The sequence below is a fragment of the Pseudomonas saudimassiliensis genome, from assembly GCF_000939975.1.
Classification (GTDB): domain Bacteria; phylum Pseudomonadota; class Gammaproteobacteria; order Pseudomonadales; family Pseudomonadaceae; genus Halopseudomonas; species Halopseudomonas saudimassiliensis.
Genome location: NZ_LK391969.1, coordinates 2,566,374 through 2,592,962, shown reverse-complemented (window position 1 = coordinate 2,592,962; position 26,589 = coordinate 2,566,374). Strand labels below are relative to the sequence as shown.

Annotated in this window: 29 protein-coding genes; 10 read left to right on the top strand and 19 right to left on the bottom strand. The window is 61.4% G+C overall.

Annotated features, from left to right (window positions below; genetic code table 11):
* The 10 genes from fliE to VG99_RS11910 form a co-directional block, all read right to left on the bottom strand.
* Positions 1-336 (bottom strand): flagellar hook-basal body complex protein FliE, encoded by a 336-nt coding sequence (gene fliE / locus VG99_RS11955; RefSeq protein WP_044500217.1) that lies wholly within the window; start codon positions 334-336, stop codon positions 1-3.
* A gap of 111 nt (positions 337-447) precedes the next feature.
* Positions 448-1,860 carry a sigma-54-dependent transcriptional regulator gene (locus VG99_RS11950; protein WP_044500215.1) on the bottom strand — a complete coding sequence of 471 codons (1,413 nt, stop codon included), beginning with the start codon at positions 1,858-1,860 and terminating at the stop codon, positions 448-450.
* The gene (locus tag VG99_RS11945; protein ID WP_044500214.1) at positions 1,857-3,053 is read right to left on the bottom strand and encodes a sensor histidine kinase; all 1,197 of its coding nucleotides are present in this window, start codon (positions 3,051-3,053) and stop codon (positions 1,857-1,859) included. Before VG99_RS11945 ends, VG99_RS11950 begins: the two co-directional genes overlap by 4 nt.
* Positions 3,054-3,162: 109 nt before the next feature.
* The gene (locus VG99_RS11940) at positions 3,163-4,641 is read right to left on the bottom strand and encodes a sigma-54 dependent transcriptional regulator (RefSeq protein WP_044500212.1); all 1,479 of its coding nucleotides are present in this window, start codon (positions 4,639-4,641) and stop codon (positions 3,163-3,165) included.
* A gap of 215 nt (positions 4,642-4,856) precedes the next feature.
* Positions 4,857-5,153: a flagellar protein FliT gene (gene fliT, locus VG99_RS11935; protein ID WP_044500210.1), complete on the bottom strand. Its 297-nt coding sequence runs from the start codon at positions 5,151-5,153 to the stop codon at positions 4,857-4,859.
* 20 nt (positions 5,154-5,173) lie between these two features.
* The gene (gene fliS, locus VG99_RS11930; RefSeq protein ID WP_036988791.1) at positions 5,174-5,554 is read right to left on the bottom strand and encodes a flagellar export chaperone FliS; all 381 of its coding nucleotides are present in this window, start codon (positions 5,552-5,554) and stop codon (positions 5,174-5,176) included.
* 234 nt (positions 5,555-5,788) lie between these two features.
* Positions 5,789-6,157, bottom strand: a complete 369-nt coding sequence (fliS, locus tag VG99_RS11925; RefSeq protein WP_044500208.1) for a flagellar export chaperone FliS — start codon at positions 6,155-6,157, stop codon at positions 5,789-5,791.
* Positions 6,158-6,159: 2 nt separating this feature from the next.
* A complete protein-coding gene (gene fliD / locus VG99_RS11920) occupies positions 6,160-7,560 on the bottom strand; it encodes a flagellar filament capping protein FliD (RefSeq protein ID WP_338052301.1) in 1,401 nt (466 codons plus the stop codon).
* 123 nt (positions 7,561-7,683) lie between these two features.
* Positions 7,684-8,070, bottom strand: a complete 387-nt coding sequence (locus VG99_RS11915) for a flagellar protein FlaG (RefSeq protein ID WP_052508792.1) — start codon at positions 8,068-8,070, stop codon at positions 7,684-7,686.
* A 70-nt stretch (positions 8,071-8,140) separates the two neighbouring features.
* Positions 8,141-9,049, bottom strand: a complete 909-nt coding sequence (locus tag VG99_RS11910) for a flagellin domain-containing protein (RefSeq protein WP_044500206.1) — start codon at positions 9,047-9,049, stop codon at positions 8,141-8,143.
* Positions 9,050-9,446: 397 nt separating this feature from the next.
* On the opposite strand from VG99_RS11910, the gene VG99_RS11905 reads away from it, so the two are divergent.
* The 4 genes from VG99_RS11905 (at position 9,447) to VG99_RS11890 (ending at position 13,075) form a co-directional block, all read left to right on the top strand.
* On the top strand, positions 9,447-10,775 hold the full coding sequence (locus tag VG99_RS11905) for a DUF2254 domain-containing protein (protein ID WP_044500205.1): 1,329 nt from the start codon (positions 9,447-9,449) through the stop codon (positions 10,773-10,775).
* Between the two features lie 198 nt (positions 10,776-10,973).
* Positions 10,974-12,026: a hypothetical protein gene (locus VG99_RS11900; protein ID WP_044500203.1), complete on the top strand. Its 1,053-nt coding sequence runs from the start codon at positions 10,974-10,976 to the stop codon at positions 12,024-12,026.
* 376 nt (positions 12,027-12,402) lie between these two features.
* Positions 12,403-12,777, top strand: coding sequence for a type II toxin-antitoxin system RelE/ParE family toxin (locus VG99_RS11895; protein ID WP_044500202.1), 375 nt, complete (start codon positions 12,403-12,405; stop codon positions 12,775-12,777).
* A complete protein-coding gene (locus tag VG99_RS11890) occupies positions 12,770-13,075 on the top strand; it encodes a helix-turn-helix domain-containing protein (RefSeq protein WP_044500200.1) in 306 nt (101 codons plus the stop codon). Before VG99_RS11895 ends, VG99_RS11890 begins: the two co-directional genes overlap by 8 nt.
* Positions 13,076-13,293: 218 nt before the next feature.
* Here VG99_RS11890 and VG99_RS11885 read toward each other — a convergent pair whose 3' ends face one another.
* From VG99_RS11885 to VG99_RS11870, 4 genes are all read right to left on the bottom strand, one after another.
* A complete protein-coding gene (locus VG99_RS11885) occupies positions 13,294-14,814 on the bottom strand; it encodes a M48 family metalloprotease (protein WP_044500199.1) in 1,521 nt (506 codons plus the stop codon).
* A complete protein-coding gene (locus tag VG99_RS11880) occupies positions 14,814-15,167 on the bottom strand; it encodes a hypothetical protein (RefSeq protein ID WP_044500198.1) in 354 nt (117 codons plus the stop codon). The genes VG99_RS11885 and VG99_RS11880 overlap by 1 nt, the downstream gene beginning before the upstream one ends.
* Positions 15,168-15,178: 11 nt before the next feature.
* A complete protein-coding gene (locus tag VG99_RS11875) occupies positions 15,179-16,516 on the bottom strand; it encodes a CHASE2 domain-containing protein (protein WP_158023921.1) in 1,338 nt (445 codons plus the stop codon).
* 533 nt (positions 16,517-17,049) lie between these two features.
* Positions 17,050-18,297, bottom strand: a complete 1,248-nt coding sequence (locus VG99_RS11870) for an NAD(P)/FAD-dependent oxidoreductase (RefSeq protein ID WP_044500195.1) — start codon at positions 18,295-18,297, stop codon at positions 17,050-17,052.
* 183 nt (positions 18,298-18,480) lie between these two features.
* On the opposite strand from VG99_RS11870, the gene VG99_RS11865 reads away from it, so the two are divergent.
* Positions 18,481-19,344 carry an alpha/beta fold hydrolase gene (locus VG99_RS11865; protein WP_044500194.1) on the top strand — a complete coding sequence of 288 codons (864 nt, stop codon included), beginning with the start codon at positions 18,481-18,483 and terminating at the stop codon, positions 19,342-19,344.
* A gap of 63 nt (positions 19,345-19,407) precedes the next feature.
* Here VG99_RS11865 and VG99_RS11860 read toward each other — a convergent pair whose 3' ends face one another.
* The 3 genes from VG99_RS11860 to VG99_RS11850 all read right to left on the bottom strand — a co-directional run bounded on the left by VG99_RS11860 (position 19,408) and on the right by VG99_RS11850 (position 21,132).
* Positions 19,408-19,761: a hypothetical protein gene (locus VG99_RS11860; RefSeq protein WP_044500193.1), complete on the bottom strand. Its 354-nt coding sequence runs from the start codon at positions 19,759-19,761 to the stop codon at positions 19,408-19,410.
* Between the two features lie 97 nt (positions 19,762-19,858).
* Complete coding sequence (locus VG99_RS11855) at positions 19,859-20,119, bottom strand: hypothetical protein (RefSeq protein ID WP_044500192.1); 261 nt, start codon at positions 20,117-20,119, stop codon at positions 19,859-19,861.
* A 164-nt stretch (positions 20,120-20,283) separates the two neighbouring features.
* Positions 20,284-21,132 (bottom strand): SDR family NAD(P)-dependent oxidoreductase, encoded by an 849-nt coding sequence (locus tag VG99_RS11850; protein WP_044500191.1) that lies wholly within the window; start codon positions 21,130-21,132, stop codon positions 20,284-20,286.
* Between the two features lie 158 nt (positions 21,133-21,290).
* Here VG99_RS11850 and VG99_RS11845 point away from each other — a divergent pair, with 158 nt between their 5' ends.
* Positions 21,291-21,716, top strand: a complete 426-nt coding sequence (locus tag VG99_RS11845) for a PA0061/PA0062 family lipoprotein (RefSeq protein WP_044500189.1) — start codon at positions 21,291-21,293, stop codon at positions 21,714-21,716.
* Here the strand turns inward: VG99_RS11845 and VG99_RS11840 are convergent.
* Positions 21,691-22,506 carry a hydroxypyruvate isomerase family protein gene (locus VG99_RS11840; protein ID WP_044500187.1) on the bottom strand — a complete coding sequence of 272 codons (816 nt, stop codon included), beginning with the start codon at positions 22,504-22,506 and terminating at the stop codon, positions 21,691-21,693. The genes VG99_RS11845 and VG99_RS11840 overlap by 26 nt on opposite strands.
* Before the next feature lie 135 nt (positions 22,507-22,641).
* On the opposite strand from VG99_RS11840, the gene VG99_RS11835 reads away from it, so the two are divergent.
* Genes VG99_RS11835 through phnE (VG99_RS11820) form a run of 4 tightly spaced genes read left to right on the top strand, consistent with a single transcriptional unit; the run spans position 22,642 to position 25,902 of the window.
* Positions 22,642-23,508, top strand: a complete 867-nt coding sequence (locus VG99_RS11835) for a putative selenate ABC transporter substrate-binding protein (RefSeq protein ID WP_044500184.1) — start codon at positions 22,642-22,644, stop codon at positions 23,506-23,508.
* On the top strand, positions 23,505-24,314 hold the full coding sequence (locus VG99_RS11830; protein WP_044500182.1) for a phosphonate ABC transporter ATP-binding protein: 810 nt from the start codon (positions 23,505-23,507) through the stop codon (positions 24,312-24,314). Before VG99_RS11835 ends, VG99_RS11830 begins: the two co-directional genes overlap by 4 nt.
* On the top strand, positions 24,305-25,141 hold the full coding sequence (phnE, locus tag VG99_RS11825) for a phosphonate ABC transporter, permease protein PhnE (RefSeq protein ID WP_044500180.1): 837 nt from the start codon (positions 24,305-24,307) through the stop codon (positions 25,139-25,141). Before VG99_RS11830 ends, phnE (VG99_RS11825) begins: the two co-directional genes overlap by 10 nt.
* Entirely contained in the window at positions 25,138-25,902 is a 765-nt protein-coding gene (phnE, locus tag VG99_RS11820; RefSeq protein WP_044500179.1) for a phosphonate ABC transporter, permease protein PhnE, read from the top strand. Before phnE (VG99_RS11825) ends, phnE (VG99_RS11820) begins: the two co-directional genes overlap by 4 nt.
* Before the next feature lie 245 nt (positions 25,903-26,147).
* On the opposite strand, the gene VG99_RS11815 is transcribed toward phnE (VG99_RS11820), so the two are convergent.
* Positions 26,148-26,447, bottom strand: a complete 300-nt coding sequence (locus tag VG99_RS11815; protein WP_044500177.1) for a DUF2288 domain-containing protein — start codon at positions 26,445-26,447, stop codon at positions 26,148-26,150.
* Positions 26,448-26,589: the final 142 nt, after the last annotated feature.

Sequence of the window (26,589 nt, the reverse complement as noted above, 5' to 3'; positions counted from 1 at the left end):
TCAGATAGGCATCTTCATGATGTCTTCATAGGCGGTAATCAGCTTGTTGCGCACCTGGGTCATGGCCTGGAAGGCAACGCTGGACTTCTGCGAGGCCACCATCACCTCCGCCAGATCAATCCCCGGCACCCCGCGCTCATAGCCGCTCTGCAACTCGCTGGTCGTTTGCTGGAGTTCATTGACGCGATTGACCGCCTGCTGCAGCAGATCATCGAAGGCCGGCGCGTTGACATCCTGCGCTACGGGCGCCACTGCAGGCTGCGGACGGCTCATCGCCTCCATCTGCATGGAACGCATCTGCAACATCAGACGATTGAACTCGACACCCTGCGTCATGATTCCTCCCGGCCGTGGATATTTTGACGGCAAATTCAGCTTTGGAGATTACAGAGCAAGATTGGTGCCAGGTTGGGGAGAGGGGGAAGCGAGATATCCAGCTACGCCACCTCACCCCAAAAACAACTTCCCCTCCACATCCAACCCCGCATCCCGCATCTGCGCCAGCTTGTACCGCAACGTACGCGGACTGATCCCCAGCCGCTCCGCAGTCTCCTTGCGGCGACCGCGCTCGGCGCGCAGGGTGTCGATGATCAGTTGGTATTCCCGCTGCTTTACATCATGCCCCAGCCCCGCACTCCCCTGCGGCAGGCTCGGCGCGAGCGGCTGACTCGGCATCGGCGCCTGCACCACCGGCGCCAAAGCATCCCCCGGTAATATCGCATTACCCGGCAAGGTCGCCAGACACAAATCTTGCGCCCGAATCACCCCGCCCTGCTGCAAAATCAACGCCCTTTGCACGGCATTGTCCAGCTCGCGCACGTTCCCCGGCCAGGCGTGCTGTTGCAGCGCCTGGCAGGCGTCGGGGGCGAAGCGGACCGGGTTCTGGTTCATCTTGCCGATATGCTTGGCCAGCAGCCGCTCGGCAATCGGCAGGATATCCGCCGGGCGCGCCCGCAGGGGCTGCCACTGCAGCGGGAATACGCCGAGCCGGTAATACAGGTCTTCGCGGAAGCGCCCCGCCGCCACTTCTGCGGGCATGTCCCGGTTGGTGGTGGCGATGATGCGGATGTCCAGCTGGATCAGCTTGCGCCCGCCGACCCGCTCGACCTCCCGCTCCTGCAATACACGCAGCAACTTGGCCTGCAGCGCCAGGGGCATTTCGGAAATCTCGTCCAGCAGCAGCGTGCCGCCATTGGCCTGCTCGAACTTGCCGGGCGCCGCGGCCACCGCGCCGGTAAAGGCGCCCTTTTCGTGGCCGAACAGGGTCGCTTCGAGCATGTTCTCGGGGATCGCCGCACAGTTGATGGCGATATACGGCTGGCTTGCCCGGAGGGATTGCTGGTGAATATAGCGGGCCAGCACTTCCTTGCCGGTACCCGACTCGCCTGAAATCAACACAGTGGAATCGCTGGCTGCCACCCGCTGGGCCAGATGCAACAGCTGCTGGCTCGCTGGATCGACCGCCACCGGTCCATCGTCAGCGTTGGCTTGCAGGCGACCCTGGGCATGTTGCGCCACCAACGTAAGCAGGGCTGACGGCTCGAAGGGCTTGACCAGATAGTCGACCGCCCCCACCCGCATGGCTTCCACGGCGTTCTGCACCGTGCCATAGGCAGTCATCAGCAGCACCGGCAATTGCGGATAGCGCTCGCGCAGCGCACGCAGCAGCGCATGGCCGTCCATGCCGGGCATATTCACATCGCTCACCACCATCGCCACGCTGTGCCGTTGCAGCAACGCTAACGCCTGCTCGCCATCGGCCGCTTCCAGGTAATCGTAGCCACCCAGCATCAGGGTGTCGGCCAACGCCTCGCGCAGGGCGCGATCGTCTTCCACCAGCAGGATACGCGGCCCGGTCATGCCAGCGGCCCTCCCGCTACAGCTGGCTGCACGGGCAGCACGAGTTCGGCCCAGGTGCCGCGACCCGCCCGACTGCGCAGCAGAAAGGCGCCGCCATGGGCCTGGGTCACGGATTTGACCACCGACACGCCCAGGCCGGTGCCCTGGGCCCGGGTGGTATAGAAAGGTTCGCCGATCTTGGCCAGTTCCGCCTTGGTCATACCGCGCCCAGCGTCGACTACGCTCAGGCTCAACCGACCCTCCTGCAGACGCTGGACCACCTTCAGCCGCGCCGCAGGTGCGCCGGCCTGGATGGCATTGTCGATCAGGTTGAGCGCCGCGCCGATCAGGGTCTCCCGGTTGCATTGCAGCAGCACACCGGGCGGGCAGCGGTCCTCCCAGCGGCAGTCTGCGGCGGCTTCGCCCACCAGGGTTTCCGCCTGCTGTTGCAGGTCGGCAAAGAGGGCGTTGGCGCACAGCGAATCGGTCAGCGGCAGATCACCCTTGGCGAACAGCAACATGTCCCGCACCTGCTGCTCGATGGTCTGCAGCCGGTCCTTCAGTCGCTGGCTGAAACGCTGGCGATGCACGACCGACAGCTCCGGCTCATGTAGATGGCTGGCGTACAGTAAGGCCGTGGACAGCGGGGTGCGGATCTGGTGAGCAAGCGAGGCGACCATGCGACCCAGGGCGGACAGGCGCTCGTTGCGGGCCAGGTCTGCCTGCAGGCGGCGGGTCTCGGTCAGGTCGGTGAGCAGGATGATCTGCCCTGGCTCGCCCCGCAAGGAACGGGTCGCCAGGGACACACGGCGGCCGCTGCGCAGAGAGACTTCATGGTAATCGTCATCACGGGGGGCAAAACGGTCGCGGATAAGCTCGCGCCACAGTTGGCCTTCGAGGGGTTCACCGAGCAGCTCGCGGGCCACGGGATTGGCCTCGCGCACCACCCCGCGGCCATCGAGCACGATGACGCCGCCGGGGAGCAGATCCAACAGGTTCTGCAGCCGCCCAGCCAGACGAGCCTTTTCGGCCAGCTCGCGGTTGCGCTGGGCATTGACCTCAAGCAGCTGCGCCTGCAATTGCGCTACCTGCTGTTCCAGCAGGCCATGCGACTCGCGCAATTGATCGGACATCTGGCTGAACAGACCATAGGCCTGTTCGAGCTTTTCCCGGTCCTGCGCATCCTGCGGCAGGTTTGGAGCAGTGACAGCCATCGCAATCCCCTGATAAAAACACTACTTGGGGATCACTAAGCAAAGGTTATGCCACCGACAATATTCCCTTTAAAATCAACGTCCTGATATAAACAAACATTACTACCCGTCAGGCTTCTGACGCTTCCCGGTCAGCTCCACCGTCGGCGTCCCGCTGCATGCCGTATTTGCGCATCTTCTCAACGAGAGTAGTACGGCGGATACGCAGCCGCTCCGCCGCCCGGGCCACTACATAGTTGGCCTCGTCCAGCGCCTGCTGAATCAACGACTGCTCCAACCCCGCCAGGTGCTCCTTCAGATCCAGCCCCTCGGGCGGCAAGCCAGTGCGGTCCAGCCCCGGCACACCGGCCTGCCAGGCATTTTCTTCGGCTTCCTCGCGCAGTTGCCGCAGATCCTCGTGGGTATCCTCGACGTAGCGGAATTTACGCGGCAACTCGGCAACCCCGATGACGCCGTGGGGGTGCATGATCGCCATGCGCTCGACCAGGTTGGCCAGCTCGCGCACGTTGCCCGGCCAAGGGTGCTGACACAGGGACATGATCGCCGCGCTGCTGAAGCGGATGGAGCCGCGGCGCTCCTTCTCGAGCCGGGTGATCAGCTCGTTGAGCAGCAGCGGCAAGTCCTCGATCCGCTCACGCAGGGGCGGCATCTCGATGGGGAATACATGCAAACGGTAGTAGAGGTCTTCGCGGAAGGTGCCTTCCTGGATCATCTGTTCCAGGTTCTTGTGGGTCGCGGCGATCACCCGCACATCCGCCCGCTGCGGCTTGTTGCTACCGACCCGTTCGAAAGTACGCTCCTGCAACACCCGCAGCAGCTTGACCTGCATGTTCATCGGCATGTCGCCGATCTCATCAAGAAATAGCGTACCGCCCGCGGCCAGCTCGAAACGCCCGGCGCGACTGGTGATGGCCCCGGTAAAGGCGCCCTTCTCGTGACCGAAGAGTTCGCTTTCCAGCAGCTCCGCTGGAATCGCCCCGCAGTTGACCGGCACAAAGGGCCCATCGCGCCGCTGCGAGTGATAGTGCAGATTGCGCGCTACCACCTCTTTGCCGGTGCCGGAGTCGCCCAGGATGAGCACCGTAGCTTCGGTATCGGCCACCTGCTTCATCATCTGCCGTACCGCCTGGATCGACCGACTGGTGCCCACCAGGCTGCGGAACAGGTTGGGTTCGCGCTGTTGCTTGCGCTTACCGTCGTCGAACACCTCCCGGTATACCTGCGCACGGTGCAGGGTATCCAGCAGCTGGTTGTAGCTCAGCGGCGGCTCCAGCACACCCAGCAGGCGCTGGCGCAGCGCCTCCGGCCAGCTCGCCACCCGCTCGCGTCCAAGCACGACAACGGGCAGATGGGCATCCCATTTATCGAGCTGGCTCACCAGCGCATCGGCCCCCGCCGGGTATTCACACTCCCCGACGATGACGCATTTGACCGCGGCCGGGGACGGCAATTTCGCCGCCACTTCCTCCTGCCAGGCAGCGGAATGGGTGAAGAGGATGTCCTCTCCCAGGAAACCGAGAATCAGATTAAGGTCGTGGCGGCTGCGTGGACAATCATCGATCAACAGGATATGGCTATTGAGCTGCATGAGGGCAGAAGGTCCTTTTTCCAGTGACTCGCACAATGCAATGGCACTACGCCATAACTGCGGGTACAGGCTTAAGGTAGAGAATTTGCCCTTGTGAGTCAAATACTTGGCGCACTAAAAGGGTGCTATCTGTCTGATAACTAATTTATGGCAAGGGCTGGGCTAACAAACGGCGGAGATTCAGCACCGGAACGGCTCCTGGGAGCCCGTCCGGCTCAACTGAACATCTGGTAGACCTTGGCACCCTGGCGACTGCGCTGCACACCCTGCAGCTCCTCAGCCAGCTTGCCCTGCACCGCCTGGCACAGGCCAATGACTTCACGGTAGGTCTGGGACAGGGAGGTCAGCATGTCGGCCAGCAACGCCTCATCCCGATCCGGCTGGGCCATGGCCTGCTGCACCAGTTGACGACAGAGCTGGTCCAGCTCGCCCACCTGCTGCCAATCACCTGCCTGCACGGCAGCGATCAGTGCCTGATGGGTGTCCTGCAATTGTTCGACGGCAACAGCCATGATGATCTCCCGGGGCTGGTTCAGGACTGGCGAATGCCGTCCCAACCCTCTTTGATTTCACGCAGCAACTTGGCGACGTCTTCCAGCATGGCCGGATCGTTCTTCAGGTTGGCCTGGCTCAGCCGCTGCTGCATGAAGGCGTAGAGATTATCCAGATTTGCTGCTATTTCGCCACCCTTCTCGGTGTCGACCGCGTCACGCAAACCACCAATAATGCCCATCGCCTTGCCGATCAGCTCACCCTTCAGCGCGATATTGCCATACTCCATCGCCCCCTTCGCCTGCGCAATGCGCTGCAAACCACCTTCCAACAGCATCTGGATCAACCGATGCGGATCAGCCTCAGTTACCTGGGCATGAACGTTGACAGTCTGGTATTGCTTCATTGCGTAGGCATTCATTGGGACACCGATCCTGAAGAAGTGGTTCACATACTTTGGTTATCGGCAGGGAGGGAAATACTTGAGGATGAATCGGAGGTTTTCTTTAATTACACATTCGCTAACAGGGCCTCGTACCTGCCTAACTGGGCCCGCCCTTCTAACCGGGCCTCGCCTGTAGGAGGGGCGACCTCGCCGCGACGCTGGCCGGTAGGCCAGCCCACTCTCTCTATTCACACTAACGCAACGCCAAGCTCACTTCGGCTCAATCGCGTCCCAACCTTCCTTGACCTCTTCCAACAACTGCTGCACTTCATCCAGCGACCGCGGCGTATCATCCAACGCCACACCCGCCAGCTTGCGGGTCATGTAGTCGTACAGGCTGTCGAGATTCTCGGCAATCTCGCCGCCCAGGTCCTTGTCCAATGACGCCTGCAGCGCACCGATGATGGTGATGGTGCTACTGACCGCCGTGCCGCGCCGCTCAGGATTGCCGGTCTGCTGGGCATGGCGCGCCAGCTTCAGGCGCTCGATGGCCCCAGCCAGCAGCAGCTGTACGGCGCGGTACTGGGAGACTTCCTGGGCCAGGTTGACCTGTTTGTAGGTGTCGATGGGGCTTTTCATGGTTATTTACTCGGTTTCACTACACCGGGAAGGCTCTCAAGCACCCCGGTGAGATAGTTGCTGGTGCCCATCAAGTTCCCAACCAGGGAATCCATCGCATTGAACTGCGCGAGCAATCGAGACTCCAGCGAAGCGGTACGCCGCTCCAGTGCCTCCTGCTGGTCCCGTACACTCGACATGGTGTTCTGCAGCGCCTTGTCGCGGTTATCCAGCAGGCCACCGGTCTGGGTGTAAGGTTTGACGCGACTCTCCAGGCGGACCATCAGACCATTTTCGCCAGTAAAAAAGGCGCTGAGCTTATCCGTGCCGGACTCTAGAACCTTATCCAGCTTCGCCGTGTCCAGCTTGAGCTTACCGTCCCGCTCAGTGGTGATGCCCAGGTCCGCCAGGATACGCAACTCACCGTCGGACTGGCTGCTCAGCTCGGAGCGCACACTGTTCATGAAGCTGCGCACGGAGGCGTCACCCACCAGAGCACCAGTCGAAGGCTGATCATCGCCGCCCGTTCCGGGGGTGACTTTGGTCAACGCACCAATGGTGCCGACCAGCTTGTTATAGGCATCAACAAATTCGGTTACCGACGTTTTAACCGTCTCCAGGTCTTCTGCCACCGTCAGCGAGACCGGCTTCACCGCACCGGATTCATCGGCGATCTGCGCGGCGTTCAGCGTAAGCGATACCCCGTCGATGGCGTCATCAATAGTATTGCTCGCGCTGGACAGCATGATCCCGTCAATGGACAGCCGTGCATCGCTGGCCGCCATGAGCAGACGAGGCGCGCGTTCGCCGGTGGGAGCCGAGGCCGAGGCAGGGAATTCCAACAACGAAAGGTCGCCGGACCCACTGGCAGTGGCGGTAACCTTGATGTCGTTGTCAGCACCAGTAGCACTGGAGCTCAAGATCAGGCGTGAGCCACCCGGGCCGCTGGGGTCACTGACGATAGTAGCGTTCAGCCCCTTGTCCTTGCCGGCCGCGTTGATCGCATCCCGAATACCTGCCAGGGTATCCGCGCCTTCGGCAATCTCCACATCGAAGCTGTCTTCACCGATCTGGATAGTCAGCGTCCCGCTGCCAATCACGGTGTCGGCGCTATCCACGCCGGCAAGCGATACCTTGCTGCCCTGTGCCAGCTCGAACACCTTGACGTCATAGTTGCCCGCAACGGCCTTGGAACCGGCGGTAACAGTTACGATGGATTCGTCGGCAGACGCGGCCGATCGCTGCTGATAAAGGGGAGCGCTATTGAGCTTTTTCAGGGCCGTTTCAAAGGAAGACAGGGCGCTGCGGAACTGCCCGAGAGCGGACACCTTGGTTTTGGTCGTGCCTTCCAAGCGGTTGAGCTGGGCCTCTTTGGGAGCCTTGTCCGCTGCGACCAATGCATCCACCATAGCCCGCACATCCATACCGGACCCGAGGCCGCCAATTCCACCTATTGCCATTTCTGCCCTCCGTGACCGCTTATTGACGGTCTGGCCGCTGAATCATACCTGGACGAGGTTAAAGCAAAAACTGAGCCAACGCTTCGATTACACCTCAGTCTTCAATAGCAAGCCGCTCACTTCGGATAACTTTTCCGATAGCGCCAAGGCTTCCTCGGAGGGAATCTGGCGAATCACATTTCCGGTCTCCCGGTCTGCTACGGTCACCACAATTCTGCCGCTATCGTCATCCAGACTGAAACTGATATCTCGATCAGCTGCACGAAATGTCTCGTTCAATTCCGCAACAGTTACCTCCAGCTCCTCACGGCTTAACTTATCGGCTGGGCTTTGAGTCAAGAAACCGTCCGTGGGTGCATGCGCCGCCGCGGGCATTCGGTCGATTGCATCCTGATGCTGAGCGTCCGGCGCCTGGCCGGCCTTGCGCTCCGGTGAGCGGGGTATATCGAGCAAATCAGGTATACGCGTTTCCATAATCCTTGCCTCGCAAACGACAAAACGGAGGGAAGATCACTCTCCCCTCCGTGGATCACTGCCAGATGGCTTAGCCCAGCAGGCTCAACACTGCCTGCGGCAGCTGGTTGGCCTGGGACAGCATGGCAGTACCGGCTTGCTGCATGATCTGGTTCTTGGTCAGATTGGCAGTTTCGACGGCGTAGTCAGTGTCCATGATGCGGCTGCGCGAAGCTGATACGTTTTCGGAAATGTTTTGGAGGTTGGAGATAGTGCTGGACAGACGATTTTGCTTCGCACCGAGATCGGCCCGCGTAGCATCAATAGTTGCTAACGCTCCGTCAATCGCCTCGAGATTCTTTGCTAACGTAGTCGCAGGAACTTCGGTCGCTGTGCCGTCTACGTCTTCCGTGGTTGCGGCAAGCCTAATCGCATCGATTTTGATGCCATCTGTCTCAGTTGACCCTAGTGCGCTTGCCCCAAATCCTTCGTTTGTACCGTGGGTGAGGTTCAGGGTGATAGTGTCGCTGGTGCTCGAGTACGCACCAACTTGAAAGGATCTTGCCGCATTAGACGCGCCACCATTCAACAGTTTTTCTTCACCAAAGGAAGTTGTGTTTGCGATACGATCCAATTCTTGCGACAGCTGGGTTACTTCCTTTTGCAGTGACTCTTTATCGGCGGCACTGTTTGCACCGTTCTCAGCTTGTAGTGCCAGCTCACGCATCCGCTGCAGGATGGTGGTAGATTCCTGCAAGGCGCCTTCCGCAACCTGCGCCATGGAAATACCATCGTTCGCATTCCGAGTCGCAACGTTCAAGCCATTAATTTGGCTGGTTAGACGATTGGAAATCTGCAGACCGGCCGCATCGTCCTTGGCGCTGTTGATACGCGAACCGGAGGATAGACGCTCCATCGCAGTGGTCAGAGCATTGGTGGAGCCGCTCAGGTTGCGCTGAGCGTTCAGGGAAGCAATGTTGCTGTTTACTGTCAGGGCCATGGTCGTTCTCCATTTGGTCCGAATTGATGTTTGCCTGAGCTTGCGACCACTGGGCCGGTCATCCCCAGGCACCCATAATGTTCGCGTTCAATCCCTTTATCGGCGTACTGGCCAGGAGCTTTAATCTTTTTTCAGAAAATCTTTCCCGGTTGGCTTGACAGCCTGGAAAGCAGCTGCCGCCGATGAAGATGTTATCGGGCAAAACGGGTAAAGCTTTAGGAGTGGAATAGCAAAATCGACACGGGCGTATCGTTACCGAGTTGTCTGGATGGTGCGACTGCCATTCACAGCAGCCCCAGGCGATGTCGGCCCGCCCCCACAGGGGCGTCGCCACAACTGTGTGCACTTCGCACCCGACGGCTGTCAAAGCCATATCGCCATTCCAGGTACTCGCCATATGTCAGCTCCAGCTAACCTAGTGTTCCGCCTGTTCCATCGGGTGCGTGAAAGCATCGCCTTTTATCCCGCCTTGATTACCGCCTTCTACGCCTTGCTTGCAGCGGCGGTTCTGGCCTTCGAAATGACGCCGACCGCGTTAGCGCTGCGCGACAAGCTGCCATCCGGCCTTCTGGACCCGGACAATGGTCGGGAAATCCTCGGCACGCTGATCACCAGCATCGTGTCGCTGACTGTATTCAGTTTTTCCATGGTTATGGTCGTGCTCAACGGCGCGGCTGCGCGTTTGACGCCTCGGGTGCTGCCGGGGCTGTTGAGCGACATGCGTAATCGCGTGGTCCTCGGTATCTATCTGGGCAGCATTCTTTATTATCTGCTGTTGATCACCACCATCAACAAGGACGAACCCGCCACCCTGCCATCGGTTGGCCTGCTGCTGGCGCTGCTCATGGGTATCGTCTGCCTGGCGATGTTCGTGGTGTTCATCCGTTCGGTATCGCAATCAATTCAGGTTGACTGGATCTTGAGCGAGCTATTCAGGGAAGCTAATGCCGCTCTCGATAAGCGCAAGCGCCGACTGGCCGGCGTCGGCGGCGTGCCAGATGACAGCGACTGGTGGTGCCTTCCTGCAGCGCGGCCCGGCTATCTGCGGGATGTGAATCAACGGCGTCTGGGCAAGCTACTACGCAATCGCAACCTGCGTGCGGTAATCAAGGTGGAGCCGGGGTTCTTTCTGGTAGAAGGCCACCCGCTGATAAGTTTCAGCGAGCCTTTAAGCGCGCAGGACCAAGCGGAGGCGATCGACTGTTTCGACTTTCACGACTACGAATTCGCAAGTGCCAATATTTCATACGGCATGCGGCAGATGTCGGAAATCGCAGTCAAGGCCATCAGCCCGGCCATTAACGACCCAGGCACCGCGATGCGTGCGATCAATCTGATCAGCGTATTGCTGCAACGGCTCGGCGGAGTGCCACCCTTTGACGTTGGCTGTTTCGATCGGGGTAGTCCGCGCCTGTTCTGCCCGCAGCTCACCATGCACCGCATGCTGGAACTGGTGATCGCGCCCATCAGGGTATACGCCAGTCACGACCCGCTGGTGGTGATCACCCTGCTGCAATGCATGAAAAACGCATTACACGATAGCCCGAGTGCGGAGCAGGTCGAGGCGATTCATGGAGAAGTCCATGCGCTTCGCGACCAGGCCGATGCGAAGGTCGAGAACACGCGCGACCGCCACGCGGTCAACGATGCACTGGAACGATTGCTGAAGCTGGAGCCGCGCAAGCGCCCTAGCGTACAACTTCTGCCGATCGACGAAACCCGTTAGCAAGCGCTGTCGTTGAGCTTGCGCTTACAGCTGACTTCAGACACCCGCCCGCTGGACCCCATGACAGCCTCTGTGGTCCCTGATACGCGGAGCCGGTCACATTCCGCGCTCTATCGCCTTGCACTCAACCTTTTGCATGGCAGACTCGTCCCGCAGAAAAACGAATCTGCTTGGAATTGAATGCAAAAGGATTAAAGCATGGATAGCTCTCTCGCTGCCGGCCCAGGTGCAGCTCACGACGATCAACCGAAATATGCGTCCTACCCCGGTGTAGTAAGCCGTGCACTACCACTGTTGGCAATCATTGTGGGGCTGTATATATCCTGGTTCTACGAGCCCCCTTTCTATTACGGGAGCGGCACGCAGTGGCTGGTGAACGCCGGTGCGTTTCTTGTGTTTGGCGGGGTCCTCGCGTGGGCGGGGCTTGAGCTTGGTTCCCGAAAATACGAAGGGCATAGAGTCCACCCGGCCGCCGGGGTCGGTATATTCTTCTCGATCGTTATGCTGCTCGCCATCACAGCCAGGCTGATGGTTTACCTGATTGACCCGCCCCATTGGCCCGAAATGGATATTACGTTCGCCCCTTTTGACTTCAAAGGCAGTTTGATTGCCGGCGCAATCGGGGTCTGCGTTTATGCAATTATGCTGCGACATATGCACAGGCTGACACTGAAAAAGCTACCCCTGCATCTGCTGCTCTGGCATGTACTCACAGGGCTGGCCGGGGCACTATTCTTCCACCTCAGCTATGGACTCAGGCTTGACGTCAACGCGTTCCGCATCGAAATGATCTCTGACTTTACCAGTGGGTTAACCGTAGCTGGGGCCCGGCTGCTGTATATTGGTGGCAGCGTGCTCGCTGCCTGGTGGCTTGCCAGTAACGTGAAGCCAGCTGATGTGAGCCCCAGGCAGACAAGGGGCACCGTGGTCGGTGACCTGGTTTGCGACTTCATTGACAACCGCCTCGGCTTGGCACCCACCTTCTGGTATATCGGCATGATTGGAGGGCATCTGGCCACGCTGCCGCTGTTGGTCCTTGTCGCCATGAACGCTCCGCCGATCGCCGCTCTCTTTATCCTGGTTCCGCTCATATTATTCTGGGCCATGGTGTTTCTGCGGATAATCCAATCCAGTGAACGCTATGCCGGATCAACTTTCTGGGTGGTGTGCGCGGTCATCCTTATCGGCGCGCAAATGGTGAGTAATCTGATAGGGGTGATAGTGATTTCCCGCGAGCTGATTGGGGTCTGATGAATCGTAATTACAGCGCGGCATGGATTGATATCATGCCTCGCTTGGTGACGGTCTACTGATGCCTGCCCATCCTGATTGGGATCCTGCGGAGTATGCCCATCGGTGCCCGGCGCAGTGCACTCGTTGCAAAAAACAGATCACGTGGTTTCCATGGTTGATGATCGTACGGTCGGGGTATGGGGGCAGGTCAGCATTACCGCCCGGCGCGTCGAGCACCGTCCTGACATAGCGTGCCGTCGGTGAGCCCGATTTGTGGGCACTGCTTCACAGCTGTACCAACAGCTTGTTGACGAACCATTCTTACCTGTTAGTTTCGCAGGGGTTACACCTATAGCACTCAGTGATACACTACGCCACATGACAAGGATGTAGCATGCAGGTATTCAAAAACCGAGCATTCAGCAAATGGGCCACCAAGGAGGGGCTAAGTGACGAGGCCTTGTTGAATGCGGTCGAGGAAATAACACGAGGCTTGGTGGACGCTGACCTGGGCGGCCAGGTATTCATGAAACGAGTGGCTGTTGGCAGCCGAGGCAAGAGCGGAGGCGTTCGAACTCTGCTGGCGTATCGCGCAGGTAGCAGGGCCTTCTTCGTTTACGGCTTCGCCAAGAATGTCAGGACGAATATCAGCGATAAGGAACTGAAGGCTTTGAAGCTGTATGCAGATGTCCTGCTGAACTACAGCAGAGCCGAGTTGATAAGGGCCGCCAAAAGCGGCGTACTGATCGAGGTTGTTAGCGATGAATAAAACGATCCTGGACACTATCCACGAAAGCGTCAGGGAATTACATGAAGCTGGTGTGATGAACGACGTCACTTTGCGCGAGTTCGACGTACTTTGCCTGCCACCTGTGGAGATCTACACCCCGGAACAAATCAAAGCTATCCGGAGAAAAACGCGAGCCAGCCAAGCTGTGTTCGCCGCCTACCTCAACATCAGCCCCTCGACGGTGCAGAAGTGGGAAGTTGGCGGTAAGAAGCCAAACGGCCCATCATTGAAGCTACTCAATCTGGTAGATAAGAAAGGATTGGAAGCGTTGGTGTGATCAACCTCCGGGTAGAGGCGAGGCTGGCCGCAGCCGCTGTATTTTTCTGCGGTTTTGCTCATCGAGTCCGATCGCGGCCTGTGGATTCGACGTTCCCGGGAGAGGCGGTAGGAGCGGAAACGGGGCGGCCGTTCAGGCCAGACTCAGGTCAGATCCAGGCCCGCTTGCGAAGCTGGGGTTTGCCTGAATCAGCGCTGCCCAGCCCCGCTTGAGCCCGCTCAGGGCGCCAGCGACTGCAATAAGCTCCCGTATGACAGATTGCTTTTTGCCGCTGCTTCCGCATCACCGCAGGAAACGCCTTCGCCCAGGTACTTTGCGGTACATTCCGCGACCAGCGCCAGGGCGTCCACTTTCAGCTCGGACGACTCCGCCATGGCGATGACGTCGTGGTAGTAGGTGGGTGGGCGGCCGTATTGGTCGAAGGTGGCGAGCAATCGCTTGGCGGTGGCCGGGTTGCTCTCGCCGGCCAGGTGTGCGCTTTCCACATGCAGGCTGAATGATGGGTACGCGCCTTTCAGCCCTAGTGCCAGGTTCTGCTGCATAGCGCCCGTCTGCCCCTGTGCGGCGCGCAGTTCGTAGAAGGACTGGCGCAGGAAATTCTGGTTGTTGGTATGCGGGTTGATGGCGCTTCTCATGAATCGTTCAGCGTCTGCCGGTTTGCGCTGGGCGAGTGCATCCCGTGCTTCTACCACACCCAGCAGACCTTGCCAGATCTGCTCAGCTTTGCGGGCCTTGCTGATCGCTTGCCAGTTCCTGACTTCCAGCGCTGGGGTTGGTGCTGCCGGGTAGTGGGTGTCCACATAGGTGAGCAGGCTGTCGTAGCGTTTTTCGGCGGAGTCATGGTTCTGGTTGAGCTTGTTTACCACCGAGCCCACGCCGACGGCCGACCGGTCCAGAATGCCGCCGAGCATTTCGCCGAGCGCGTTCTTTTCCAATTCGGGATCGTTGACCATGAACAGCTGATCAATCAGCGCATTGCGCTGGCTCTGCGCGGTTCTGTTGCGCTCCTCCCACAGGGCCATCTTGTCCAGCAGCGTGAACATGGCGTCGCTGTTGTAACCCGCAGCGATGAGTAGATCCATGCCGAGCTTGTCGGCTTCCAGCTCCTGCCGCCGCGTCCACCCTGGGCTGAGGAAGCCATCGGATACCATGAGCGCGGTGAAGGTGTTTTCGATCAGCTTCTGATCCGAGCCGCGCACGGTTGCGCTGTCGCCCTGCTTGATACTCGCCAAGAAGGAGGCGGCCACAACGGCTTTCTTCTGCGCCTGTACGAACAGATCCGAGCTGTTGTGATTACGGATGGTATGCGCCAGCTCATGGGCCAGCAGCGCGGCCAGCTCGTCGGTGCTGCCCATATCCTGCAGCATGACGTAGGGAATGTAGATGTTGCCGTCCGGGCTGGCTCTGGCGCCAAAGGAGGTATCGGCAAACAGATAAGCCTGCCCCGGCAGATCGGCGATCCCGGACGCCTGCTTGAGGCGCTCCAGCTGCTGGTTGATGTAGCGTTCAGCTTCCGGGTGGCTCACCAGGCCAAGCCCGAGACTCTGATTGCGGTAACGATCCTGCTCCTGCCCTACCGCGAGCATGCCGGGGGCATAGGTTTTATCGACCTGCGCAAGGATCGGCTGATCCGCCGAAAGCTGGCCGGGGATGAGGTTTCTCACCGATTGGGTGGCGCCGGTTACGCAGCCCATCAACAGCGCTGCAGTGGTGCAGAGTGCAGGTAATTTCAGGTTCATCAGCATTCACCCTTGCCCAGCCCGCGCGTTACCGCCCCGGGCGCCACGGCGACGATGTTGCTGCAGGTGCCCGTGATGGCGGTGTAGTCACGGTTGGTGCGGACGGCACGCTTTCTGATCGAATACGCCCGCTGTTCGATTTCCACCTGATAGAAGCCGTTGGCCGGGGCGCCGGTGATGGGCATAGGTAACGGCAGCGTCGCCGCCTCCCTGCGCTCCAGCGGCTGTTGGCCCTGCGCATCAAACAGATCCACCTGCTTCTGACGAAACTCGATGATGGCGGCCTGTTCAGCTATTACCTGCTGGGTGCTCAGTATGCCCAGCAGCGAGGCTGTGAGGATTATCTTGCGCATCCTGTTCTCCTTTATATCCATGTATATAATCTGCGAAAACCATGACGTACGGGCGTGTACCAGCGCTCAATCAGGTTGAGCCGCTCAATAACCACACCGATACCCAGAATTTCCAGAAAGCCGGCCCACACCACCACCGACAGATCCAATATCAGGAACTGAAACCCGCAGGCGGCAATTACCAGCGCGAGGGCCGAGATCTTTATACGTCTGCCGGTTTTCTGGTTGGCATCAGCGAATAATTTCCAGTAGCAAACCAGCGCTGCGATCAGCAGGAGCACTAAAAAATGCAGGATGGCTACGGTGTGCGATCCGAGGATGGGGAGTGTGCGGCTCGGTTGCCTTGCTTTGTATTGACTCCCCCAGGTCAGCAAATTGTCCAGCGCCATGGCGTGGTAATAGGCGCCCGGAAGAATCGCGCGGGTGGGCGTGAAGACCATATCCTGAATGCCGGAGAGGCTGGCGCCGTAGATGATGACGCGGCCCTTCAGGTGTTCGTCCAGCTCACGTAACGCTTCGTCTTCTGTCTCGGCAACCGGGTTGATCAGGTCGCGCACCAGTACGGTGGTGCTGTAGGGAATGGGTGTGGTTACCCCGTCAAAACCCTGCAGTAAGGTGCCCAGCACGCTGCCCCGGCCTTCATTCTCCGCCTGCATCCAGGCCTGGTTAAGCGGGTTATCAGCTGTACCCCAGAAGATATCCAGCACCCCCCGGTGCTCGGCATGGATACCCAATTCGTCTTCAGCGATGGCAAAGGCGGCAGAGCGCAGGCCGTTGACCTGCTGCGGGTACGACCGAGCGATGAAGTCCGCCGCATCCATCATCACCTGCGGTGTAACCGGAATCACCAGCCCGACCAGTTCGGGCCACATGCTCTCGAGCCAACCCAGCCTTGGCACGGAGAGATATACCGGCACCGCCGCTTGCTGGTAGCTGGTCAGCACACTCGCAAGATAATCCCCACCCGGCTTGTGTTTATTCATCCAGAAGAAATCAATGAATACCGCCCGGGGCTGATGATGGAGCAGGTCACTCAGAATGGATGCATGAAAGGAGTAAGGAGCCGGCCATTGGCCTTGCAAGGCGGCATCGACCACCTCATCGGTGAGCAGCAACACGGCGGTGTCCTGCTGACGATCAGCGGGGTAGATCCAGCTACCGAGGTGGGTGTTGAAAAGGTCCTGGGTGTACTTGTCCAAACGCTCGCTGATGCCCAGTGGGGAGAACATCAGGAATAGCCACATCATGGCGGCCAGCAGAAGCGTGAAGAAGGGGTAAAGAAAGCGGGTTGAAGCGGTTGCCGAGTCCTTTCGCAAACCAATAATTCCTTGAAATGCCAACTGGATCACACAAAGTATAACCAGATGACATCAAAAGGCTATCAGGAATGTCGTGCCGGTGCCGGTGGAGAGCGGCTTGTATGTTCGGGACGGCAGTCTCGTGGTGAGGTTGAAGTGATTTTTCCAAATCCCAGAAAGCTCAAAGGGGAGCTTACGCTCCCCTCTGGTGTTCTTGTTTTTCTGAGCTTTTCTTGTTCTTTTAGCCGGCGGCAGTGCCGCCCTGAAACCCATCCCGGGTTGCCTAAAGCAAGCGGATTGCTTTGGATGCGCAGGAAGAGACCTTCCCATTCTCCAAAAAAATCAGTTTGCTGCACTCGCACCGTGTTGTTCTTGTTATGTGTGGAGCTGAATCTTGTTTTTATTAGTGAGTTTTCGCGGTTTTTATTTTTGTTGTACCAATAACATTGCAGAGCGCGTGCCAGGTTTTGAACATACCTTGTAAATCAGTCACTTAGCTGTATTTGTCGATTTCTTGGGGTACCCGCCGCACACCCCAGTGTTACCTTTCACCCCCTTAAGTGTTACCGGCCCCACAAAAGGTATCACCCTGAGAAGCGATCCACCGCAAAGGGTGACATATCGATCGCTGGCGTTTCTCCATCCATCATCTGCGCCAGCAACTCGCCGGTGGCCGGCCCCAGGGTGAAGCCCTGGTGGCCATGACCGAAGGCCAGCCAGAGGCCATTTTTACCCGGTGCCGGGCCGATGACGGGTTTCATGTCGGGCATGCAGGGTCGGGCGCCTTTCCAGGGTTCGGCGTCGCGGCGGGCGCCGAGGGGGAAGAGGCTGCGCGCGGCGCGTTCGGCGGCGGCCAGTTGGGTGTATTTGGGCGGGGCGTTGAGGTCGGCCAGTTCGGCGCCGGTGGTCAGGCGGATGCCGGCGCGCATGGGTTCGAGCAGAAAGCCGCGTTCGGCGTCCATGACCCAATGATTGAGGGTGGCGCCCTGCTCCGCCGAGTAATGCATGTGGTAGCCCCGTTTGACGAACAGCGGCACCTTGATGCCCAGGCGCAGCAGCAGGTCGCTGGACCAGGGCCCCAGGGCGACAACGACTTGCTCGGCCTCCACCGGGCCTGCGCTGGTGCTGACGCGCCAGCCACTGCCCTGCTGGACGATATCCTCGACGCTGGCCTGCAGCACCCGGCCGCCCTGCTCCTCGAAGTTGCGCGCATAGGCTAGTACCAGCGCGCCGGGGTCGGAGACCATCCACGGCTGGGTCCAGTGGATGGCGCCGATCAGCTCGGTGCTCAGGTGCGGTTCTACCGCGCGGAGCTGGTCGGCGCTAAGCACTTCATATTCCACGCCGAAGCGTTCGCGGTCTTCCCGGGCCTTGGCGATGCGGTCGTCCAGCGCGTCCTGGGTGCGATACAGCTCCAGCCAGCCACCCTTGCGGACCAGTTCCTGGGCGCCGGCGGCTTCGATCATCGGGCCGTGGGCGTCCTGGCAGCGCATGATCAGCGAGGCCCATTCCTTGACGATCCGCTCGTAGCGCGCGCCGCCCGAGTTGAGCCAATACTGCAGCAGCGGCCCCGCAGCGCTGACCATGCCGGTCGGACGGTAGCGGATGTCCACTTCGCGGTTGGGCAGCACTCGCAGCAGGGTGCCGATATCCCGGGGGAAGGCATAGGGGCGCACCGCCTCGCGCTGGATGATGCCAGCGTTGCCGAAGGAGGTTTCCCGGCCCGGCTCGCGGCGGTCCACCAGGGTAACGGTGTGCCCGCGGCGCACCAGATGCCAGGCGATGGAAACGCCGACCATTCCGGCGCCCAGAACGACGATATTGCGCGACATGAAAATCTCCCGGCCATGTTTTTACAAGCCCCGACTTCGGGGTGATCTGACCAGAGTCTAGCAAGGGTTTACCGGGGAAGAGTCTGTCTTGCCCGCCGAACGGTCGCCCGCTGACACCCCCCTGTAACCTGGGTGGGGTTAACTGCACCACAGGTGATATTCAGCTTCGGGAGGACAGTGGACATGTATGCAGAAAAGGCGGTGGTGCGGGTACACGGGGGCCACAAGGTGCACACGCGTTTCTATCCGAACCCGCGCAGCGACAGCACCGTCATCCTGGTGAACGGTTCGCTGGCGACCAGCGCCTCCTTCCAGCCGGCCCTGCGCTTTCTGCAGCCGCTGTTCAACGTGGTGCTGTTCGACCAGCCCTACTCCGGCCAGTCCCGCCCCCATAACCCGTCGCTGGGTATGCTGGGCAAGGAGGACGAAGCGTTGATTCTGCTGGATCTGATCGAGCACTTCCGCGCCGATCACATCATGTCCTTTTCCTGGGGTGCGGTGTCGACCCTGCTGGCCCTGGCCCAGCGGCCCGCACGCATCCGCCGGGCGGTGATCAGCTCTTTCTCGCCCATGCTCAACCGGGACATGATGGACTATCTGGTACGGGGGCAGGAATGCCTGGCGGCCTGCGACCGGCACCGCATCGCGACCCTGGTAAACGAGACCATCGGCGAGCATCTGCCGCCCCGGTTCAAGCGGTGCAACTTCCGCCATATCTCCACGCTGGAAGTGCACGAGTACGCGCAAATGCTCCATCACATCCGCCAGGTGCTGAGCCTGGACGCGGATCGCTATATGCAGTGCGTGGGCAATGTGGATATTCCGCTGCTGTTTCTCAATGGCGAGTTGGACAAGTACACCACGCCGGCGGACGCCTTGTATTTTGCTGACCTGGCGCGGCGCTCCTCCTATGTAACCATCCGCAACACCGGGCATTTTCTGGAAAGCGAGCACCAGACGGCCTGGGAGGATGTGCGCGCGGCGGTGGAACATTTCCTGTTGCCGGGGGAAGCCGAGCAGGCGCGGCGTTTGGCGATGGTGGGCTAGACAGGCAGCATACGAAAAGGCCTAGGCCGGGATGATCCCGGCCTGCGGCGCGTCAATCAGCCCTCAAGGCGATGTCGAGGTATCGCGGTCGATGCCCGGGTCCACTCGCTCGTTAGGCGAAGCGCTCTCGGTGCCCAACCCCGGATCCCGGTCGAGGGACCGTTGCAGGTTCTCGTCCTCCGGCGTCATGGCATCTTCAGCGGGCGGCATGGGCTCGTCCGCTGCGTCCAGCGGGTCGGTTGCCGGCGCGGGGGTGTCGTCGGTGGGCGACATGGGCTCATCGACCGGATCGACCGGGGCCTCGAAGGTCTCTTCCGCGGGCGCTGGATCATTCATCGGCGCGGTATCGGGTTCGTCATCGCCGCAGCCGGCCAGCAGCAGCGCAAACAGGGGAATACTCAGGTAGCTAAGACGCATGGCGGTTCTCCACTGGTAATGGTCCATGCGTTTTGACAGGCTTGGGGCCGGTAAAGTGCCGAATATCCGCACTCCGGCCCCAAGCGTTATCGGCACGTTATTGGGTAGTGCTGGTCCCTTGGCCGGTAGCCGGGTCGGTCAGCTCGCCGGAATCGGTGCCCATTCCCGTACCGCTGCCTGCTGGCGGTTGCTCGGTGGTGTTATTCGGGACAGTCGAGTCGCCGGTGGGGTCGGTCGGGGTGCCGTACTCTTCTGTCTGCGGCGCGGTGTTGGTTTCTGGGAAGGTGGCTTCTTCCTCTTCACCGCAGCCAACCAGCACCGCGGCGAACAGAGGAATACAGAGGTAAGTCAATCGCATGGCAGTTCTCCTTTAACAGGGGGTCGTGCTGCTATTGACCCGTTTCCCGGCTCCAGGTGCCATTTTTCCATCTACCGCGTCCTGAGCGCGAGGTCGCCCCTCCCACGGATTGTGCACGCGGCACGATTTTCTGTAGGAGGCCCGACCTCGGGGCGATCTGGCCGTTAAGGGTTCATCGAATCGAAGACGCCCTCTTCCCGGTCGGCTGCTTCGGCGCGCAGCTTGATCAGGGTCTTGATCTTGCGGTGCGGGAAGACGTAGAACTGGTTCTTTTCCACGGCCTTGAGGGTCATCTCGGCGATGTCGGCGGCGGGGATGCGACCGTGTTCGACCGCGTACTTCAGTGCCTCGGCGCGCTTGAGCGATACCTCGGTCTTCTCCACGGTCTGGGCCTTGTCCGCCGGGCGGTTGCGGTCGGACTGGTGAATGCCGGTGGGGAAGAATGCCGGGCACAGCACGGTCACACCGACGTTGGCCTGGGCATCGCGCAGGTCCAGGGCCAGGGTCTCGGAGATGGCCACCACCGAGGTCTTGCTGACGTTGTAGATCCCGCTGCTCGGACCGTTGAGCCAGCCGGCGGCGGAGGCGGTATTGATGATGTGCCCTTCGTCCTGCTCGATCAGCATCGGGGTGAAGGCCTTGATGCCCCAGACCACGCCATAGAGGTTGACGCCCAGCACCCACTCCCAGTCGTGTACGGTGTTCTTCCAGATCGGCCCGTTGACGCTGACGCCGGCATTGTTGAACACCAGGTGCGCACCGCCGAAGCGGCTCTTGCTCAGGGCGGCCAGTTCTTCTACCTGCTCCAGGCGGGAGACATCCAGGCGCATGGTGACCGCTTCGGTGCCCGGGTGGGCGGCCTCGACCAGGCGCAGGGTTTCCTGCATGCCCGCTTCGTCAACGTCGCCCAGCACCAGTTTCATGCCGCGCCCGGCGCAGCACAGCGCCAATTCCCGGCCCAGACCGCTACCGCCGCCGGTGATCACTGCTACCTTGTTCTGAAAGTCCTGCATGTCTGAGTTCTCCTGTTGGTGCGCTGGTGATGGGTGCAGCGCAGGGTGAGCCGATGCAGGGAGAATGCCGCGCCACGCCCGCCCCCGCCAGCGCTATGCGCCCGGTTGATCGGGGACCAGCAGTGCGGTTTATGCAAGCTGGCCCGAGGACCCTCCACTTGGCATATAAAACCCTGCTTTTGCTGTTTGCCTTGCTCGCCGGCTGCGTCCAGTCGCCACCGGCGCCGCTGGCGGCCGACCTGGCGCGTATCGCCCTGGACAGCAGCCCCCGGGCGGACATGCGCGCCTACCGAGTGGACGGCGAACTGGTGCGGCAATTGCGTTTCCCGGACTTGGAGCCCGGCTTGCGTCAGCTACAGGTGCGCTACCGGTTCGACATACCCGGCGGCATGGGCGGGTTGGGGCAGGAGTCCGAACCACGCCGACGCAGCTGCATTCTCGGGGTGGCATGGGACCTGGCCGGTGGGCAGCAATATCGCTTCACCGCCTACCGGCTCGGTTGGCAGCCGGTGGGCTGGCTGGAAACCGCAGCCGGCGAGCGGCTGGTGCGGGCCCAGGTCATACGCTGCGGGCCTGGAGTCTGAAAGTGCCGGCGGCAGTCCACTGCGCCAGCCACTGCAGACTCTGCTCCGGCGGCAAGGCGGGCTTGTACTCCGCGGCCAGCCAGCCCCGGTAACCATGCTCGTTCAGCGCCCCGAAAGCTTCGTGGAAATCCAGATTGCCGGTGCCGGGCTCGCCCCTTCCCGGTGCATCGGCAAACTGCACATGGCCGATCCGCCCGGCCAGCAGCGCGACCGACGCGGGAATCGATTCGCCCATGCGCGCCAGGTGGTACAGGTCCAGCTGGGCCGAGAGATTCGGGTGGTCGACCCGCTCGATCATGGCCAACAGCTCCTCGCTGCTGCCGAGCAGGAAGCCGGGCATATCGTGGCGGTTGATCGCCTCGCACACCAGGCACACGTTGATATCGGCAAAAGCCTTGGCAGCCTTGCCCAGGTTGCGCGCCAGGGTATCAAGCGCTGCTTCCCGATCTACGCCCTCGGCCAGCCGGCCAGGCAGGACGTTGACCTTCTCCGGGCGCAGCACCAGAGCATATTCCACCGCCTGTTGCAGGGCCTCATCGAAGGCAGCTTCCCGGCTGGGCACCCCGGCCAGACCCGGGCCGCCGGTCATCAGATCCCCGGCCGGCACGTTGATCAGCACCAGCGGCATGCCGGCGGCGGCAAGGTGGTTCTGCAAGGTGGCGGCGGGAATGTCGTAGGGGAACTGGATTTCGACACCATCAAAGCCCGCCTCCGCCGCCGCATGGCAACGCTCGGCCATGGGCAGGTCGGCAAACAGCATGGAAAGATTGGCAGCCAGCGGCCAGGACATGGAAAATCCTCCAAAAGATATTCTCATCACTGTATAGCAGTTTGCCCGCCCGGCCGGTTCCAGTAAACTTGCGCCACGCCTCGCTCGGCCTCGACCCCCGGGCGGGAGTCTTCCGCTATTGAACCGGAGAATGACATGTCGACCTTTCGCCGCCCGCTGGCCATCCTGGCCGGCGTTTGCATGACCCTTGCCGCCAGTTTTTTGCCCGCCCACGCCGAGACCACGGTGTTGCGCGTCTCTGCCATTCCCGATGAGGCGCCCACCGAGCTGCTGCGCAAATTCGAGCCCCTGGGCGCCTATCTGCAGCAGGAGCTGGGTATGGAAGTGCGCTTCCAGCCGGTATCCGATTACGCAGGGGTGGTCGAGGCGCTGGGGGCCGGCCGGCTGGATCTGGCCTGGCTGGGAGGCTTCACCTTCGTCCAGGCGCGACTGCGCACCGGCGATGCCATTCCGCTGGTACAACGCGAGCAGGATGAAGTCTTCACCAGCACCTTCATCACCGCTGACCCGCAGATCGAGGATCACCAGGACCTGCAGGGCAAGAGCTTCGCCTTCGGCTCGGTTTCTTCCACCTCCGGCCACCTGATGCCCCGCTACTTCCTGATGCGGGACGGTATCAACCCGGACGAAGACTTCAGCCGCGTCGGCTTCTCCGGCGCCCATGATGCCACCGTCGCCTGGGTCGAAGCCGGCCGGGTAGATGCGGGCGTGCTGAATACCTCGGTCTGGGACAAGCTGGTCGAGGAGAAGAAGGTCGATACCAGCAAGGTACGGGTGTACAGCACCACGCCCACCTACTTCGACTACAACTGGACCGTGCGCGGCGATCTGGACGCGCAGCTGGTGCAGGACATCAAGGCGGCCTTCCTCAAGCTGGACCCGGAAAACCCCGAGCACAAGGCCATCCTGGATCTGCAGCGGGCGTCGCGTTTTGTCGAGACCAATGCTGACAACTACAAGGGTATCGAAGAGGCGGCCCGCGCCGCTGGCCTGCTGCAGTGACCCTGAGGCTTGAGGGCGTGGGTCTGACCCACGCCAACGGTTATCAAGCCCTGCGCCACCTTGATCTGACTGTCCAGCGGGGCGAACGGATCGCCATCATCGGCCCTTCGGGGGCGGGCAAGACCAGCCTGTTGCGGCTGCTCGGTACGGCCCTGGTGCCCAGCACCGGGCGGCTGCACCTGCTTGGCAGCGACCCGGCAACCCTGCGGGGCCGCGCCCTGCGTCGCCTGCGCAGTCGTATCGGCCTGATCCACCAGAGCCCGCCATTGCCACCGCGCCAGCGGGTGGTCACCGCCGTGCTGGCCGGGCGCCTGGGCCACTGGTCACTGCTGCGCGCGCTGGTATCGCTGTGCTATCCGCTGGACGTTGCCGGAGCCCGCGCCGCCCTGGCGCCCCTGGACCTGCAGGACAAGCTGTTCGCCCGCTGCGATCAGCTGTCCGGTGGGCAGCTGCAGCGGGTGGGGATCGCCCGCGTGCTGTACCAACAGGCCGATCTACTGCTGGCGGACGAGCCAGTATCCGCCATGGACCCGGTACTGGCGGACCATACCTTGAGCCTGCTGGCCGAGGTTGCCGCCGAGCGCGGCATCAGCCTGATCGCCAGCCTGCATGCGGTGGACCTGGCGCTACGGCACTTTCCGCGGATCATTGGCCTGCGCGCCGGGCAAATCCTGTTTGATCTGCCGGTCGAACAGGTCACCCAGGCCGAGCTGGACCAGCTGTACATCAATGAGAGTTTCAGCGACGCAGCCCCCGGCTATGGTGTCCCGAGCCCAGCGCCCCTGGCGGTTGGTCGATGCAGCTGAGCGGCGCTGGCCAACCGCCCCGCGACCCGGCGGCCCTGCCCCGGCTGCTGCTGACCTGCCTGGCGCTGCTGGTGCTCTGGCCCGGCCTGGTATTGACCGAGTTCAGGCCCGCGACCCTGCTGGATCCGCGCAACCTGGATATCTTCTCCCGCTTTCTCGCCGGCTTCTGGCCGCCGGACCTGTCGCCCGGCTTTCTTGCCCTGCTGTTCAAAGCGACCCTGGACACCCTGGCCATGGCTACCGCCGGCCTGGTACTGGCGCTGCTGGTGGCGGTGCCGCTGAGCCTGCTATCGAGCCACGCGCTGTCGGTATCAGCACTGTCCAACGGGCAACCCAGCTACCTCGGCCGCCTGCTGCGCTATCCGGCGCGCCTGCTGCTGATCGTGCTGCGCAGTATTCCGGAAATCGTCTGGGCGCTGCTCTTTGTGCGTGCTGTGGGGCTGGGGCCCACCGCCGGGGTATTGGCCATCGCCATCACCTACAGCGGCATGCTCGGCAAGGTGTATGCGGAAATCTACGAATCCGTCGACCGCCGCCCCGCCCAGGCTTTACTGCAGGCTGGCAGCTCTCGCCTGGCCGCCTTCTGCTACGGCATCCTGCCCGCCGCCGCCCAGGAGCTGACGTCCTACACCCTGTACCGCTGGGAGTGCGCCATCCGCGCCTCGGTGATCATGGGTTTTGTCGGTGCGGGCGGCCTGGGGCAGATGATCGACCTGTCGATCCGCATGTTCGCCGGCGGTGAGGTGGTCACCATATTGCTGACCTTCCTGTTCCTGGTACTGGCCGCCGACCAGCTCAGCAACCTGTTGCGCCGGCGGCTGGCATGAAGCGGCATCTCGAGGTGCTGCTGTGGGTTGCTTTGCTGCTGGCGGCGATCATCGCCTCCTTCAGCTGGTTGCAGCTTGACCTGGCCGCCCTGTTCCGTGGCGATGGCCTGGCCCAGATGCAGCAATACGCAGGATCCTTTTTCCCGCCGGACACCTCCGCCGGTTGGCTGCGGCAGATAGTCGATGGCGCCCTGGAGACCCTGGCCATTTCCGCCATCGGCACCCTGCTGGCAGCATTGGCCGGTGCGGGGCTGAGCCTGCTGGCCGCCGGGCGGCTGGGAGCCGTGGCAAAGATGCTCGCCCGGCTGCTGCTCAATGCTCTGCGTTCGATCCCCGAGCTGGTGTGGGCGGCGCTCATGGTGCTGGCTGCGGGGCTGGGGCCCTTCGCCGGGACCCTGGCGCTCGCGCTGCACACCGCCGGGGTGCTCGGTCGACTGTTTGCCGAGGCGCTGGAAAACACCCCGCCCGACCCGACCCACGCTCTGCGCGAAGCCGGCGCCGGGCCGATCAAGGCATTCTGCTACGGCACCCTGCCCGGCGTGTTGCCCCAGTGGCTGAGCTATAGCCTGTACCGCTGGGAAAACAACATCCGCATGGCGGCGGTGCTGGGCTTTGTCGGCGCTGGCGGGCTGGGGCAGATGCTCTATGTGACGCTGAGCCTGTTCCAGCAGGCACGGGCCTCCACGGTTATCCTGGCGATGCTGGTGATGGTGCTACTGGTGGATGCGCTGAGCGCCTGGCTGCGGCGGCGTTGGGGGTAGCCCCTCTTCCCAGCCTCCTTCCGGCCCCGGCCCTTGCAGAGTTCAGCGCACCCAAGCGGGCGAAGCAATGCTTCGCTTTTTCCGTTTCGCCCCACTAGGCAGAGGGAACGATACTAGCCCGCCGATACCTGCTACACCGGCAGTTAGGAATGGGCTCCGATCAGGCACCTATATGCCGATTTGCACAAACAAACTCCCTCTCCCCTCGCGGGAGAGGGCTGGGGAGAGGGGAAAAAGCTGACCGCTCAACCCCGCTCCTGAACCAACACCCAGGGCCGAATCACCACCGCCCACAAGGTATCCGGGTTGCGTTCGAACCAGTCCGCGGCCTGGGCGTCGGTCGCCTTTGCCACTTGCCCCTGCTCCATCCAGCCCTTCACTTTCCCGCTGTCGTCGTCGATGAACGCTTGGGCGACTTCGACCAGGTCCAGGGCGCTGGTCACTACCAGCAACTCGCCCCGGGCGAAGTGGGGTTCCAGGGTATGCCAATCGATCTGGGCGGTGGCGCCAAGGATGGCGGCGTAGGTTTCGCTGGGCGCGGACATGGCGGGTCACCTCAAGACAATGAATGCTGCGCATGGTAACCGCCACAGCGCCAGATGCAATATCCGCAGACGATCAACCGAAACGGTGCCAGGGGTAGCGAGTTGGCATCACCTCCGCTACAGTTCAAGTGTCTGTCGAGCT

What these genes read in the sequence shown, in the direction of transcription:
- fliE (WP_044500217.1), bottom strand. Translation starts at nt 336, where the DNA reads ATGACGCAGGGTGTCGAGTTCAATCGTCTGATGTTGCAGATGCGTTCC.
- VG99_RS11950 (WP_044500215.1), bottom strand. Translation starts at nt 1,860, where the DNA reads ATGACCGGGCCGCGTATCCTGCTGGTGGAAGACGATCGCGCCCTGCGC.
- VG99_RS11945 (WP_044500214.1), bottom strand. Translation starts at nt 3,053, where the DNA reads ATGGCTGTCACTGCTCCAAACCTGCCGCAGGATGCGCAGGACCGGGAA.
- VG99_RS11940 (WP_044500212.1), bottom strand. Translation starts at nt 4,641, where the DNA reads ATGCAGCTCAATAGCCATATCCTGTTGATCGATGATTGTCCACGCAGC.
- fliT (WP_044500210.1), bottom strand. Translation starts at nt 5,153, where the DNA reads ATGGCTGTTGCCGTCGAACAATTGCAGGACACCCATCAGGCACTGATC.
- fliS (WP_036988791.1), bottom strand. Translation starts at nt 5,554, where the DNA reads ATGAATGCCTACGCAATGAAGCAATACCAGACTGTCAACGTTCATGCC.
- fliS (WP_044500208.1), bottom strand. Translation starts at nt 6,157, where the DNA reads ATGAAAAGCCCCATCGACACCTACAAACAGGTCAACCTGGCCCAGGAA.
- fliD (WP_338052301.1), bottom strand. Translation starts at nt 7,560, where the DNA reads ATGGATGTGCGGGCTATGGTGGATGCATTGGTCGCAGCGGACAAGGCT.
- VG99_RS11915 (WP_052508792.1), bottom strand. Translation starts at nt 8,070, where the DNA reads ATGGAAACGCGTATACCTGATTTGCTCGATATACCCCGCTCACCGGAG.
- VG99_RS11910 (WP_044500206.1), bottom strand. Translation starts at nt 9,049, where the DNA reads ATGGCCCTGACAGTAAACAGCAACATTGCTTCCCTGAACGCTCAGCGC.
- VG99_RS11905 (WP_044500205.1), top strand. Translation starts at nt 9,447, where the DNA reads ATGTCAGCTCCAGCTAACCTAGTGTTCCGCCTGTTCCATCGGGTGCGT.
- VG99_RS11900 (WP_044500203.1), top strand. Translation starts at nt 10,974, where the DNA reads ATGGATAGCTCTCTCGCTGCCGGCCCAGGTGCAGCTCACGACGATCAA.
- VG99_RS11895 (WP_044500202.1), top strand. Translation starts at nt 12,403, where the DNA reads ATGCAGGTATTCAAAAACCGAGCATTCAGCAAATGGGCCACCAAGGAG.
- VG99_RS11890 (WP_044500200.1), top strand. Translation starts at nt 12,770, where the DNA reads ATGAATAAAACGATCCTGGACACTATCCACGAAAGCGTCAGGGAATTA.
- VG99_RS11885 (WP_044500199.1), bottom strand. Translation starts at nt 14,814, where the DNA reads ATGAACCTGAAATTACCTGCACTCTGCACCACTGCAGCGCTGTTGATG.
- VG99_RS11880 (WP_044500198.1), bottom strand. Translation starts at nt 15,167, where the DNA reads ATGCGCAAGATAATCCTCACAGCCTCGCTGCTGGGCATACTGAGCACC.
- VG99_RS11870 (WP_044500195.1), bottom strand. Translation starts at nt 18,297, where the DNA reads ATGTCGCGCAATATCGTCGTTCTGGGCGCCGGAATGGTCGGCGTTTCC.
- VG99_RS11865 (WP_044500194.1), top strand. Translation starts at nt 18,481, where the DNA reads ATGTATGCAGAAAAGGCGGTGGTGCGGGTACACGGGGGCCACAAGGTG.
- VG99_RS11860 (WP_044500193.1), bottom strand. Translation starts at nt 19,761, where the DNA reads ATGCGTCTTAGCTACCTGAGTATTCCCCTGTTTGCGCTGCTGCTGGCC.
- VG99_RS11855 (WP_044500192.1), bottom strand. Translation starts at nt 20,119, where the DNA reads ATGCGATTGACTTACCTCTGTATTCCTCTGTTCGCCGCGGTGCTGGTT.
- VG99_RS11850 (WP_044500191.1), bottom strand. Translation starts at nt 21,132, where the DNA reads ATGCAGGACTTTCAGAACAAGGTAGCAGTGATCACCGGCGGCGGTAGC.
- VG99_RS11840 (WP_044500187.1), bottom strand. Translation starts at nt 22,506, where the DNA reads ATGTCCTGGCCGCTGGCTGCCAATCTTTCCATGCTGTTTGCCGACCTG.
- VG99_RS11835 (WP_044500184.1), top strand. Translation starts at nt 22,642, where the DNA reads ATGTCGACCTTTCGCCGCCCGCTGGCCATCCTGGCCGGCGTTTGCATG.
- phnE (WP_044500180.1), top strand. Translation starts at nt 24,305, where the DNA reads ATGCAGCTGAGCGGCGCTGGCCAACCGCCCCGCGACCCGGCGGCCCTG.
- phnE (WP_044500179.1), top strand. Translation starts at nt 25,138, where the DNA reads ATGAAGCGGCATCTCGAGGTGCTGCTGTGGGTTGCTTTGCTGCTGGCG.
- VG99_RS11815 (WP_044500177.1), bottom strand. Translation starts at nt 26,447, where the DNA reads ATGTCCGCGCCCAGCGAAACCTACGCCGCCATCCTTGGCGCCACCGCC.